Genomic DNA, 13,130 nt, shown 5'->3' on the forward strand with positions numbered 1-13,130 from the left:
TCCCACCAGCAAAGACGTGGTCAAATGTCACCGCTCGTGATCGCTTCGGTGCTTCGCGTGCGAAGATCACTGCTCATCCGACTTCATGATCGTTCGTCAGGTGGTGGAGATCACAAAGCTTCTGGAATACCCCGTGTCGCAGATCACAGAGCGTCGGGCATAAGATGCGAGGCAGTTGGGCTTGTGACCTGCTTCACATGTTCCCGATCTTCGCGAGATGAGTGGGGGTCGTGGGGCCGGTGAGACGGCTGTGAGCCCAGCGCAACCGCCAGCAGTCAGTGCCGACTGAGAGGAGCGAGGAGCGGTGAACGCGTATGCGCCCATCCTCGTACTGGGAGCCCTCGGGGCAGGCTTTGCGATCTTCTCCGTGGTCATGGCCACGCTGATCGGACCGAAGCGGTACAACCGCGCCAAGCTCGAGGCATACGAGTGCGGTATCGAGCCGACCCCCACGCCGGCCGGCGGCGGGCGCTTCCCCATCAAGTACTACCTGACGGCGATGCTCTTCATCGTCTTCGACATCGAGATCGTCTTCCTCTACCCCTGGGCCGTCACCTTCGACGCCCTGGGTGTTTTCGGGCTCGTGGAGATGCTGCTCTTCGTGCTCACCGTCTTCGTCGCCTACGCGTACGTGTGGCGGCGCGGCGGCCTGGAATGGGACTGAGGGGCCTTAAGGACATGGGACTCGAAGAAAAGCTGCCGAGCGGCTTCCTGCTGACCACCGTCGAGCAGGCCGCGGGCTGGGTGCGCAAGGCGTCCGTCTTCCCGGCCACCTTCGGCCTCGCCTGCTGCGCGATCGAGATGATGACCACCGGCGCCGGCCGCTACGACCTGGCGCGCTTCGGCATGGAGGTCTTCCGCGGTTCGCCCCGTCAGGCGGACCTGATGATCGTGGCCGGCCGGGTCAGCCAGAAGATGGCGCCGGTCCTGAGGCAGGTCTACGACCAGATGCCCAACCCCAAGTGGGTGATCTCCATGGGTGTCTGCGCCTCCTCCGGCGGCATGTTCAACAACTACGCGATCGTCCAGGGCGTCGACCACATCGTCCCCGTCGACATCTACCTTCCCGGCTGCCCGCCGCGGCCCGAGATGCTGCTGGACGCGATCCTCAAGCTCCACCAGAAGATCCAGTCCACCAAGCTCGGCGTGAACGCCGAGGAGGCGGCCCGCGAGGCGGAGGAGGCGGCGCTCAAGGCACTGCCCACGATCGAGATGAAGGGGCTGCTGCGGTGAGCGACGCGAACGGCAACAGCGCGAAGGGCGCGAACGGCGTGAACGGGTCCGCGAACGGGGTCAACCCCGAGAAGGACATCGCCGCCGACAACCTTCCCGGTCAGCGTGGCCAGGGCGGCGAGGAGATCCGCGTCCAGCGCGGCATGTTCGGCGCCAACAACGGCGGCGACACCTCCGGCTACGGCGGCCTGGTCCGTTCGGTCCGGCTCCCGGGACCGGCGAGCCGGCCCTACGGCGGCTGGTTCGACGAGGTCGCCGACGAACTCGAGGGCGCGCTGGAGGAACAGGGACTCCTTCCCGGCAACGCGATCGAGAAGACGGTCGTCGACCGCGGCGAGCTCACCTTCCACATCGAGCGTGAGCACCTGGTCCGCGTCGCCCGCACCCTGCGCGACGACCCCGCCCTGCGCTTCGAACTGTGCACCGGCGTCAGCGGCGTCCACTACCCGCACGACAAGGGCCGCGAGCTGCACGCCGTGTACCACCTGCGCTCGATCACCCACAACCGGCTGATCCGCCTCGAAGTCAGCGCCCCGGACAGCGACCGGCGCGTCCCGTCGCTGGTCTCCGTCTATCCCACGAACGACTGGCACGAACGCGAGACCTACGACTTCTTCGGGATCGTCTTCGACGGTCACCCGGCCCTGACCCGGATCATGATGCCGGACGACTGGCAGGGCCATCCGCAGCGCAAGGACTATCCCCTCGGCGGCATCCCCGTCGAGTACAAGGGCGCCCAGATCCCGGCTCCGGACCAGCGGAGGTCGTACTCGTGAACACGCAGTCAGCATCCGCCGAATCCGCCGCGTCGGCCGCCTCGGCACGCGAGACCACCGAGGGCACCGTATATACGGTCACCGGTGGCGACTGGGACGAGGTCGTCCAGTCCGCGGCCCGCGCCGACGACGAGCGCATCGTCGTCAACATGGGTCCCCAGCACCCGTCCACCCACGGCGTGCTCCGCCTGATCCTGGAGATCGACGGCGAGACCGTCACCGAGGCCCGCTGCGGCATCGGCTATCTGCACACCGGCATCGAGAAGAACATCGAGTTCCGCACGTGGACGCAGGGCACCACGTTCGTGACGCGCATGGACTACCTGACGTCCTTCTTCAACGAGACCGCCTACTGTCTCGCCGTCGAGAAACTCCTCGGCATCGAGGACCAGATCACCGAGCGCGCGAAGATCATCCGGGTGCTCCTGATGGAGCTGAACCGGCTCTCGTCCCACCTGGTGTGCATCGCCACCGGCGGTATGGAGCTCGGCGCCACCACGATCATGATCTACGGATTCCGTGATCGTGAAATGATTCTCGACATCTACGAGCTCATCACGGGCCTTCGGATGAACCACGCGTACATCCGGCCCGGCGGACTCGCCCAGGACCTGCCGCCCGGCGCGGTGGACCAGATCCGCGAGTTCGTGAAGAAGATGAAGAAGAACCTCCCGGAGTACGACAAGCTCGCCACCGGGAACCCCATCTTCAAGGCCCGTATGCAGGGCATCGGCTACCTGGACCTGGCCGGCTGCATGGCCCTCGGGGCCACCGGTCCCATCCTGCGCTCCACCGGCCTGCCGCACGACCTGCGCAAGGCGCAGCCGTACTGCGACTACGAGACGTACGACTTCGACATCCCGACCGCCGACACCTGCGACTCCTACGGCCGCTTCCTGATCCGCCTGGAGGAGATGCGCCAGTCGCTCAGGATCGTCGAGCAGTGTCTGGACCGGCTGCAGCCCGGCCCGGTCATGGTCGCCGACAAGAAGATCGCCTGGCCCGCCCAGCTCGCCCTGGGCCCGGACGGGCTCGGCAACTCCCTCGACCACATCAAGAAGATCATGGGCACCTCCATGGAAGCCCTGATCCACCACTTCAAGCTGGTCACCGAGGGCTTCCGCGTCCCGCCGGGACAGGCGTACGCGGCGGTCGAGTCGCCCAAGGGCGAACTCGGCGTGCACGCGGTGTCCGACGGCGGCACCCGCCCCTTCCGGGTCCACTTCCGCGACCCGTCCTTCACCAACCTGCAGGCCATGGCGGCGATGTGCGAGGGCGGCCAGGTCGCCGACGTCATCGTCGCCGTCGCGTCCATCGACCCCGTGATGGGAGGCGTCGACCGGTGACCACCTCTTCTTCGGACCGGGGCGTCGGCCTGGGCATGCCCGAACTGCCCGCGCCCGACTACCCGGACGACGTCCGCACCCGGCTCGAGACCGACGCACGCGAGATCATCGCCCGCTACCCGGACTCCCGGTCCGCCCTGCTGCCACTGCTGCACCTGGTGCAGTCGGAGGAGGGGCATGTCACGCGCACCGGGATGCGGTTCTGCGCGGACGTGCTCGGCCTGACCACGGCCGAGGTCACCGCGGTCGCCACCTTCTACACCATGTACCGGCGCAGGCCGAGCGGTGACTACCAGGTGGGCGTCTGCACCAACACCCTGTGTGCGGTGATGGGCGGCGACGCGATCTTCGAGTCCCTCCAGGAGCACCTGGGCGTCGGCAACGGCGGGACCACCGACGACGGCAAGGTCACCCTGGAGCACATCGAGTGCAACGCGGCCTGCGACTTCGCGCCGGTCGTGATGGTCAACTGGGAGTTCTTCGACAACCAGACGCCGGCGAGCGTCAGGCGCCTGGTCGACGACCTCCGCGCGGGACACCCGGTGACGCCGACCCGTGGTGCGCCCCTGTGCACGTTCAAGGAGACCGCCCGGATCCTGGCGGGCTTCCCGGACGAGCGCGAGGGGGCCACGGAGGCCGGTGGCAGCGCGGGACCCGCCTCGCTGGTGGGCCTCCGCCTGGCCAAGGGAGAGACCGCACCCGCGCGCGTGGTCCATCCGCGGGAGGGCGGACCGCACGACGAGGCGCGCGACGCCGCCGTGCACGAGCCGTCCCCCACGGAGCACCTGAGCTCCCACGACGCCCCCCAGGACACATCGGCCTCCGACCGGTCCCATCCGGCGGGACCCGTCGCGAAGGAGGGGGAGGAGTGATGACCTTGGCACCCGAGATCGACGAGAGCAGCCCCGAGAAGCTGCTCGCACCCGTGCTGTCGGCCTTCTGGGACGAGGACGGGTCCTGGACGCTGGACGTCTACCGAAGGCACGAAGGGTACGAGGGACTCCGCAAGGCACTCGCCATGTCGCCGGACGACGTGATCGCGTACGTCAAGGACTCCGGTCTGCGCGGGCGCGGCGGCGCGGGATTCCCGACGGGAATGAAATGGCAGTTCATTCCCCAGGGTGATGGAAAACCGCACTATCTAGTTGTCAACGCCGACGAGTCGGAGCCGGGAACCTGCAAGGACATCCCGCTCCTGTTCGCGAACCCGCATAGCCTCATCGAGGGCATTGTCATCGCCTGTTATGCCATCAGGTCGTCTCATGCCTTCATCTATCTGCGTGGTGAAGTCGTCCCCGTGCTGCGGCGGTTGCACTCGGCCGTGCGCGAGGCCTACGCGGCGGGCTACCTCGGCAAGAACATCCTGGGCAGCGGACTCGACCTCGAAGTCACCGTGCACGCGGGCGCGGGCGCGTACATCTGCGGTGAGGAGACCGCGCTGCTGGACTCGCTCGAAGGCCGCCGTGGTCAACCGCGGCTCCGTCCCCCCTTCCCTGCTGTCGCGGGCCTCTACGCGTGCCCGACTGTGGTGAATAACGTCGAGTCGATCGCGTCAGTTCCCGCAATCCTGAAAAACGGCAAGGAATGGTTCAGGTCGATGGGCAGCGAGAAGTCGCCGGGCTTCACGCTCTACTCGCTCAGTGGCCACGTCGCGAGCCCCGGCCAGTACGAGGGCCCGCTCGGCATCACACTGCGCCAACTGCTCGACATGAGCGGCGGCATGCGGCCCGGGCACCGGCTGAAGTTCTGGACGCCCGGCGGCTCCTCGACGCCGATGTTCACCGACGAGCACCTCGACGTCCCGCTCGACTACGAAGGGGTGGCCGCCGCTGGTTCCATGCTCGGCACCAAGGCCCTGCAGTGCTTCGACGAGACGACCTGCGTGGTGCGGGCCGTGACCCGGTGGACCGAGTTCTACGCCCACGAGTCCTGCGGCAAGTGCACGCCGTGCCGCGAAGGGACTTACTGGATGGTGCAGTTGCTGCGGGACATCGAGGCCGGCAAGGGCGTCATGTCCGACCTCGACAAGCTGAACGACATCGCCGACAACGTCAACGGCAAGTCCTTCTGCGCCCTCGGCGACGGCTCCGCCTCCCCGATCTTCTCCTCCCTGAAGTACTTCCGCGAGGAGTACGAGCAGCACATCACGGGCCGGGGCTGCCCCTTCGACCCGGCCAAGTCCACGGCCTGGGCCGACCGCACGGAGGTGAACGCATGACCGTGACGACCAACGCTCCCTCCGGCGGGGGAGAGGCGGCGGTCCCGCCGGAAGATCTCGTGAGCCTGACGATCGACGGCGTCGAGATCAGCGTGCCCAAGGGCACCCTGGTCATCCGGGCCGCCGAACAGCTCGGCATTGAGATCCCGCGGTTCTGCGACCACCCGCTGCTCGACCCGGCCGGCGCCTGCCGCCAGTGCATCGTCGAGGTCGAGGGCCAGCGCAAGCCCATGGCGTCCTGCACGATCACGTGCACCGACGGAATGGTGGTGAAGACCCAGCTGACCTCGCCGGTCGCCGAGAAGGCCCAGCACGGCGTGATGGAGCTGCTGCTCATCAACCACCCGCTGGACTGCCCGGTCTGCGACAAGGGCGGCGAGTGCCCGCTGCAGAACCAGGCCATGTCGCACGGCAACGCCGAGTCCCGCTTCGACGGCAAGAAGCGGACGTACGAGAAGCCGGTCCCGATCTCCACACAGGTGCTGCTGGACCGCGAGCGGTGCGTGCTGTGCGCCCGCTGCACCCGGTTCTCCAACCAGATCGCGGGCGACCCGATGATCGAGCTGCTGGAGCGGGGCGCGCTGCAGCAGGTCGGCACCGGCGAGGGCGACCCCTTCGAGTCGTACTTCTCCGGCAACACCATCCAGATCTGCCCGGTCGGCGCGCTCACCTCGGCGGCGTACCGCTTCCGCTCCCGTCCCTTCGACCTCGTGTCGTCGCCGTCGGTCTGCGAGCACTGCTCGGGCGGCTGCGCCACCCGCACCGACCACCGCCGCGGCAAGGTCATGCGGCGGCTCGCCGCCAACGACCCCGAGGTCAACGAGGAGTGGATCTGCGACAAGGGGCGGTTCGCGTTCCGGTACGCCCAGCTGAAGGACCGGCTGACCACGCCGCTGGTGCGCAACCCCGAGGGCGAGCTCGTAGCGGCGTCCTGGCCGGAGGCGCTGGAGATCGCCGCCCAGGGGCTGCTCGCCTCGCGCGGCCGGACCGGTGTCCTCACCGGCGGCCGGCTCACCGTCGAGGACGCCTACGCCTACAGCAAGTTCGCGCGCGTGGCGCTCGACACCAACGACATCGACTTCCGCGCGCGCGTGCACAGCGGTGAGGAGGCCGACTTCCTGGCCGCCCGCATCGCCGGGCACGGACGGGACGTCGACGGTACGGGCGTCACGTACACGGCGCTGGAGAAGGCGCCCGCCGTCCTGCTCGTCGGATTCGAGTCCGAGGAGGAGGCGCCCGGGGTCTTCCTGCGGCTGCGCAAGGCCTGGCGGGGACACGGACAGCAGGTGTTCTCGCTGGCCACGTACGCCACGCGGGGCCTTGAGAAGGCGGGCGGCACGCTGCTGCCGGCCGCGCCCGGCACCGAGACCGAGTGGCTGGACGCGCTCGCGGGCGGCGTGGGCCTGGAGGAGAACGGCGCGAAGGCCGCCGAGGCGCTGCGCGGCGAGGGTGCGGTGATCGTCGTCGGCGAGCGGCTGGCCTCGGTGGCCGGCGGTCTCACCGCCGCCGCGCGGGCCGCGACCGCGACCGGCGCCCAACTGGTGTGGATCCCGCGCCGGGCGGGCGAGCGCGGCGCGATCGAGGCGGGCGCGCTGCCGTCGCTGCTGCCGGGCGGACGTCCGGCGACCGACCCGCGCGCGCGGGAGGAGGTCGCCGCCGTCTGGGGTGTCGCCGAACTCCCGCACCGCTACGGCCGGGACACCGGCCAGATCGTCGAGGCCGCGGCGAGAGGCGAGCTGCAGGCGCTGGTCGTCGCCGGTGTGGAGGTCGCCGACCTGCCCGATCCGGCACGCGCGCGTGCGGCACTGTCCGAGGTCGGCTTCGTGGTGTCGCTCGAACTGCGGCCCAGCGAGGTCACCGGGCACGCCGACGTGGTGCTCCCGGTGGCGGCTGTCGCCGAGAAGGCGGGCGCCTTCCTCAACTGGGAGGGCCGGGTGCGGTTCTTCGAAGCCGCGCTCAAACCCGAGCAGATGACCCGCCGGCTGGCGCCCACCGACGGGCGCGTGCTGCAGATGCTGGCCGATGCCATGGACGTACACCTTGGCCTGCCGGATCTGCGCACCGTGCACGCCGAGCTGGACCGGCTGGGCACCTGGACCGGGCCGCGCGCCACCGATCCGGTGGGGAGCTCGGGCGTGCTGCCCCGGCCCGCCGCCGGCGAGGCCGTGCTCGCCGGGCACCGGCTGCTGCTCGACCACGGTCTTCTCCAGGAGGGCGACGAGGCGCTGGCCGGGACCCGGCACGCCGCACGCGCGCGTGTGTCGGCCGCCACGGCCGCCGAGGCCGGCGTCGAGGACGGCGGCATGATCGCCGTGACCGGCCCGGCCGGGGCCGTCGAACTACCTCTGGAGATCACCGAGATGCCCGACCGGGTGGTGTGGCTCCCGCTGAACTCCGTCGGCGGGGGCGTCACCCCCGGCACCGGGGCACTGCCCGGCTCCCTCGTCCGTATCGGCCCGGCGGCGCTTTTGGCCGAGGCCCCCAAGGAGGTGGAGGCATGAGCCCGTACCTCGCCGCTGACAACCTGTCGATGTTCGGCACCGACCCCTGGTGGCTGGTCGTCGTCAAGGCGGTGTTCTGCTTCGCCTTCCTGATGGTGACCGTGCTGTTCTCCATCGTCTGGGAGCGCAAGGTCGTCGCCTGGATGCAGCTGCGCATCGGCCCCAACCGGCACGGCCCCTGGGGCATGCTCCAGTCGCTGGCCGACGGCGTGAAGCTGATGCTCAAGGAGGACGTCGTCGTCAAGCGCGCGGACAAGGTGGTCTACGTCCTCGCGCCGATCGTCGCCGCCATCCCGGCCTTCATGGCGATCGCGGTGATCCCCTTCGGCCCGGCGGACGACGAGATCTCGATCTTCGGCCACCGCACCGCGATGCAGCTGACCGACCTTCCGATCGCGATGCTCTACATCCTCGCGATCGCCTCCGTCGGCATCTACGGGATCGTGCTGGCGGGCTGGAGCTCCGGCTCCACCTACCCGCTGCTCGGCGGTCTGCGCTCCTGCGCGCAGATGATCTCGTACGAGATCGCCATGGGCGCCGCGTTCGCCTCCGTGTTCCTGTACTCGGGGTCGATGTCGACGTCGACGATCGTCCAGCAGCAGCACGACCGCTGGTACATCCTGCTGCTGCCGGTCTCCTTCATCATCTACGTCGTCACCATGGTCGGCGAGACCAACCGCGCCCCCTTCGACATGCCGGAGTCCGAGGGCGACCTGGTCGGCGGCTTCAACACCGAGTACTCGTCGATCAAGTTCGCGATGTTCATGCTCGCCGAGTACGTGAACATGGTGACGGTCTCGGCCGTGTCGACCACGCTCTTCCTGGGCGGCTGGCGGGCCCCCTGGCCGATCAGCACCTTCTGGGAGGGCGCGAACCACGGCTGGTGGCCGCTGCTCTGGTTCGTGATCAAGGTCCAGCTGCTGCTCTTCTTCTTCATCTGGCTGCGCGGCACACTCCCGCGGGTCCGCTACGACCAGCTGATGAAGCTCGGCTGGAAGGTCCTCATCCCGGTCTCCGTGGTCTGGCTGATGCTGGTCGCGACCGTGCGGACCCTGCGCAACGAGAACTACGACTTCGCCGACATCGCCCTCTACGTCGGCGGCGGAGTCCTGGCCCTGCTGCTCCTGTCCTTCGTGGCCGACATGTTCCGCGACAGGGCGAAGCCGGCCGGGCGGTCCGCCGAGCAGCCGGCCGGCTTCGATCCGATGGCCGGCGGATTCCCCGTACCGCCGCTGCCGGGGCAGGAGCTGCCACCGGTGCCGCGACGCCGCTCGCGCCACGAGCGGGAGTTGATTGTCAGTGGTGGGTCGGATACTGCCAGTGACGGATCTCTGGATGGAAAGGAGGCGTCCGATGGCTGAGGAGCCCAAGGAGACCAAGCCCGGTTTCCTGAACCCCGTGGCCGGCTTCGGCGTGACCTTCAAGGCCATGTTCAAGAAGCGGCTGACCGAGCAGTACCCGGAGCAGAAGAAGACCACGGCTCCGCGCTTCCACGGACGGCACCAGCTCAATCGCCATCCGGACGGCCTGGAGAAGTGCGTCGGCTGCGAGCTGTGCGCCTGGGCCTGCCCCGCCGACGCCATCTATGTGGAGGGCGCCGACAACACCGACGAGGAGCGCTACTCGCCGGGCGAGCGGTACGGGCGGGTCTACCAGATCAACTACGCCCGATGCATCCTGTGCGGTCTGTGCATCGAGGCGTGCCCCACGCGCGCGCTGACCATGACCAACGAGTTCGAACTGGCCGACTCCAGCCGCGCGAACCTCATCTACACCAAGGAACAGCTGCTGGCCGGCCTCGACGAGGGCATGGTCGACACCCCCCACGCCATCTACCCGGGGACGGACGAGCAGGACTACTACCGGGGTCTGGTGACGGAGGCCGCGCCCGGCACGGAGCGCCAGGTGGCCGTCTCCAAGGGCGAGAAGCCCGAGGACGAGGAGGTGGACGCATGAGCCTCCAGCTCGCCGCCTACTCCACCTCCACCGGAGAGGCCTTCCAGTTCTGGGTCCTCGGTACGGTCGCGGTGCTCGGCGCCCTGTGCACCGTCTTCATGAAGCGGGCCGTGCACAGCGCGCTCTGCCTCGCCGGCACCATGATCGTCCTGGCTGTGTTCTACCTCGCCAACGGCGCCTACTTCCTGGGCGTCGTGCAGATCGTCGTCTACACCGGCGCGATCATGATGCTGTTCCTGTTCGTGGTGATGCTCGTCGGCGTGACCGCCGCCGACTCCCTGAAGGAAACCATCAAGGGCCAGCGCTGGCTGGCCCTTCTGTGCGGGGTCGGCTTCGGCGTCCTGCTGACCGCCGGCATCGCCAACGCCTCCCTCAAGGACTTCAACGGCATCGGCAAGGCGAACGCCCAGGGCAATGTGCAGGGCCTGGCAGCCCTCATCTTCACCAAGTACGTCTTCGCCTTCGAACTCACCGGCGCGCTGCTGATCACGGCCGCCGTGGGCGCGATGGTGCTCACCCACCGCGAGCGCACCGAGCGCGCCAGGACCCAGCGCGAGATGGCCGAACAGCGCGTGCGCGAGGGCACGTACGTACCGCCGCTGCCGGCGCCCGGTGTCTACGCCCGGCACAACGCCGTGGACATCGCCGGCCTGCTGCCCGACGGCACCCCGTCCGAGCTCACGGTCAGCAAGACGCTGCGCGAGCGCGGCCAGATCCGTGACGTCTCGGCCGAGGCGCTCAACGACCTCAAGGCCCTGGAGCAGCGCTCCGAGGAGCGGCTGGAGCGCACCGCGATCGAGGCGGCGACCTTCAAGCGGCCCGAGGAGGCGTCGAAGTGAATCCCGTCAACTACCTCTACCTCGCCGCGTTGTTGTTCACGATCGGCGCCACCGGCGTACTGATCCGGCGCAACGCCATCGTGGTCTTCATGTGCATCGAGCTGATGCTCAACGCCTGCAACCTCGCGTTCGTCGTCTTCTCCCGGATGCACGGCAACCTCGACGGCCAGATCATCGCCTTCTTCACGATGGTGGTCGCCGCAGCGGAGGTCGTGGTCGGGCTCGCGATCATCGTGTCGCTGTTCCGTTCCCGCCACTCGGCCTCGGTCGACGACGCCAGCCTGATGAAGCTGTAAGGGGTCGGAAGAATCGTGGAGAACCTGATTGCGCTGCTGATCGCGGCGCCCCTGCTCGGAGCGGCCGTCCTCCTGGTCGGCGGCCGGCGGCTCGACGCCGTCGGCCACTGGCTGGGCACCCTGCTCGCCGCCGTCTCCTTCGGGATCGGCCTGGTCCTCTTCGCCGACCTGCTCGGCAGGAGCGCCGACGACCGCACCCTGATCCAGCACCTGTTCACCTGGATCCCGGTGCAGAGCTTCCAGGCGGACGTCACCTTCCGCCTCGACCAGCTGTCGATGACGTTCGTGCTGCTGATCACCGGCGTAGGGTCGCTGATCCACCTGTACTCGGTCGGGTACATGGAGCACGACGAGCGGCGCCGCCGCTTCTTCGGCTATCTGAACCTGTTCCTCGCGGCGATGCTGCTGCTCGTCCTCGCCGACAACTACCTGCTGCTGTACGTCGGCTGGGAGGGCGTCGGTCTCGCCTCCTACCTGCTGATCGGGTTCTGGCAGCACAAGCCCAGCGCGGCGACGGCGGCGAAGAAGGCCTTCCTGGTCAACCGGGTCGGCGACATGGGCCTGTCGATCGCGATCATGCTGATGTTCACGACCTTCGGCACCTTCGCCTTCGGGCCGGTGTTCGGCCACGCCGGTGACACCTCCGAGGGCCGGCTCACCGTCATCGCCCTGATGCTGCTGCTGGCCGCCTGCGGCAAGTCCGCCCAGGTGCCGCTGCAGTCCTGGCTCGGGGACGCGATGGAGGGCCCGACCCCGGTCTCCGCCCTCATCCACGCCGCGACGATGGTGACCGCGGGCGTGTATCTGATCGTCCGCTCCGCGGCGGTCTTCAACGCCGCACCCGACGCGCAGCTCGTCGTCACCGTGGTCGGTGCGGTCACGCTCCTGTTCGGTGCGATCGTCGGTTGCGCGAAGGACGACATCAAGAAGGCGCTGGCCGGCTCGACCATGTCGCAGATCGGCTACATGGTGCTGGCCGCGGGCCTGGGCCCCATCGGCTACGTCTTCGCGATCATGCACCTGGTGACGCACGGCTTCTTCAAGGCCGGGCTCTTCCTCGGCGCCGGCTCGGTCATGCACGGCATGAACGACGAGGTCGACATGCGCCGCTACGGCGGCCTGCGCAAGTACATGCCGATCACGTTCGTCACCTTCGGCCTCGGCTACCTGGCCATCATCGGCTTCCCGGGCCTGTCCGGCTTCTTCTCCAAGGACAAGATCATCGAGGCGGCCTTCGCCAAGGGCGGCACCGAGGGCTGGATCCTCGGCGGCACGGCCCTGCTGGGCGCGGCCATCACGGCGTACTACATGACGCGCGTGATGCTGATGACGTTCTTCGGCGAGGAGCGCTGGCGCAACCGGCCGACCCCGTCCCCGGCCGAGCCCGGTGTGGAGCCGGCGGCCGAGGTGGGCGGCGCGCACGCCGAGCCGCACCCGCACGAGTCGCCCAAGGTCATGACGATCCCCATGATCGTGCTGGCCGTCGGATCGGTCTTCGGCGGCGCGTTCTTCAGCATCGGCGACCGTTTCCTGCACTGGCTGGAGCCGGTCACCGGGCACAGCGAGGGCAACTCCCCGGTCAGTGCCCTGACCGTCACCGGCGCGACCATGGTCTGCCTGGTCGTCGGCGTCGCCATCGCCTGGGCCCAGTACGGCCGCAAGCCGGTCCCGGCCGTGGCCCCGCGCGGGTCGCTGCTCACCCGGGCCGCCCGGCGCGACCTGCTCCAGGACGACTTCAACCACGTCGTCCTGGTCCGCGGCGGCGAGCACCTGACGCGCTCCCTGGTGTACGTCGACCACACCCTGGTCGACGGTGTCGTCAACGGCACGGCGGCCTCGGTCGGAGGCCTCTCCGGGCGGTTGCGCCGGCTGCAGAACGGCTTCGTGCGCTCCTACGCGGTCTCGATGTTCGGCGGCGCGGCACTCCTCGTCGCCGCGACCCTGCTGATGAGGGCGGTCTGATAC

12 protein-coding genes are annotated in these 13,130 nt (G+C 68.9%); all 12 read left to right on the forward strand.

Going from position 1 to position 13,130, the window contains the following annotated elements; genetic code table 11:
* Positions 1 to 304 precede the first annotated feature (304 nt).
* The 12 genes from ACH4UM_RS00445 to nuoL are packed head-to-tail and all read left to right on the forward strand — an operon-like array spanning position 305 to position 13,127.
* Positions 305 to 664: an NADH-quinone oxidoreductase subunit A gene (locus ACH4UM_RS00445; protein WP_007383963.1), complete on the forward strand. Its 360-nt coding sequence runs from the start codon at positions 305 to 307 to the stop codon at positions 662 to 664.
* A gap of 14 nt (positions 665 to 678) precedes the next feature.
* Positions 679 to 1,233 carry a NuoB/complex I 20 kDa subunit family protein gene (locus tag ACH4UM_RS00450; RefSeq protein ID WP_384081422.1) on the forward strand — a complete coding sequence of 185 codons (555 nt, stop codon included), beginning with the start codon at positions 679 to 681 and terminating at the stop codon, positions 1,231 to 1,233.
* Entirely contained in the window at positions 1,230 to 2,009 is a 780-nt protein-coding gene (locus tag ACH4UM_RS00455) for an NADH-quinone oxidoreductase subunit C (RefSeq protein WP_398172007.1), read from the forward strand. Before ACH4UM_RS00450 ends, ACH4UM_RS00455 begins: the two co-directional genes overlap by 4 nt.
* Positions 2,006 to 3,355, forward strand: a complete 1,350-nt coding sequence (locus ACH4UM_RS00460; RefSeq protein ID WP_398172009.1) for an NADH-quinone oxidoreductase subunit D — start codon at positions 2,006 to 2,008, stop codon at positions 3,353 to 3,355. The genes ACH4UM_RS00455 and ACH4UM_RS00460 overlap by 4 nt, the downstream gene beginning before the upstream one ends.
* Positions 3,352 to 4,227 (forward strand): NADH-quinone oxidoreductase subunit NuoE, encoded by an 876-nt coding sequence (gene nuoE / locus ACH4UM_RS00465; protein WP_398172011.1) that lies wholly within the window; start codon positions 3,352 to 3,354, stop codon positions 4,225 to 4,227. The genes ACH4UM_RS00460 and nuoE overlap by 4 nt, the downstream gene beginning before the upstream one ends.
* Positions 4,224 to 5,573: an NADH-quinone oxidoreductase subunit NuoF gene (gene nuoF / locus ACH4UM_RS00470; protein ID WP_398172013.1), complete on the forward strand. Its 1,350-nt coding sequence runs from the start codon at positions 4,224 to 4,226 to the stop codon at positions 5,571 to 5,573. The genes nuoE and nuoF overlap by 4 nt, the downstream gene beginning before the upstream one ends.
* The gene (locus ACH4UM_RS00475; RefSeq protein WP_398172015.1) at positions 5,570 to 8,074 is read left to right on the forward strand and encodes an NADH-quinone oxidoreductase subunit G; all 2,505 of its coding nucleotides are present in this window, start codon (positions 5,570 to 5,572) and stop codon (positions 8,072 to 8,074) included. The genes nuoF and ACH4UM_RS00475 overlap by 4 nt, the downstream gene beginning before the upstream one ends.
* Positions 8,071 to 9,435 carry an NADH-quinone oxidoreductase subunit NuoH gene (nuoH, locus tag ACH4UM_RS00480; protein WP_398172017.1) on the forward strand — a complete coding sequence of 455 codons (1,365 nt, stop codon included), beginning with the start codon at positions 8,071 to 8,073 and terminating at the stop codon, positions 9,433 to 9,435. The genes ACH4UM_RS00475 and nuoH overlap by 4 nt, the downstream gene beginning before the upstream one ends.
* The gene (gene nuoI, locus ACH4UM_RS00485) at positions 9,428 to 10,030 is read left to right on the forward strand and encodes an NADH-quinone oxidoreductase subunit NuoI (protein WP_398172019.1); all 603 of its coding nucleotides are present in this window, start codon (positions 9,428 to 9,430) and stop codon (positions 10,028 to 10,030) included. The genes nuoH and nuoI overlap by 8 nt, the downstream gene beginning before the upstream one ends.
* Positions 10,027 to 10,869, forward strand: coding sequence for an NADH-quinone oxidoreductase subunit J (locus tag ACH4UM_RS00490; protein WP_398172021.1), 843 nt, complete (start codon positions 10,027 to 10,029; stop codon positions 10,867 to 10,869). Before nuoI ends, ACH4UM_RS00490 begins: the two co-directional genes overlap by 4 nt.
* Positions 10,866 to 11,165, forward strand: a complete 300-nt coding sequence (gene nuoK / locus ACH4UM_RS00495) for an NADH-quinone oxidoreductase subunit NuoK (RefSeq protein ID WP_009190046.1) — start codon at positions 10,866 to 10,868, stop codon at positions 11,163 to 11,165. Before ACH4UM_RS00490 ends, nuoK begins: the two co-directional genes overlap by 4 nt.
* 15 nt (positions 11,166 to 11,180) lie before the next feature.
* A complete protein-coding gene (gene nuoL / locus ACH4UM_RS00500; protein ID WP_398172023.1) occupies positions 11,181 to 13,127 on the forward strand; it encodes an NADH-quinone oxidoreductase subunit L in 1,947 nt (648 codons plus the stop codon).
* Positions 13,128 to 13,130: the final 3 nt, after the last annotated feature.

Origin of the sequence: Streptomyces sp. NPDC020801 (assembly GCF_044334385.1) — a bacterium.
Taxonomy (GTDB): Bacteria; Actinomycetota; Actinomycetes; order Streptomycetales; family Streptomycetaceae; genus Streptomyces.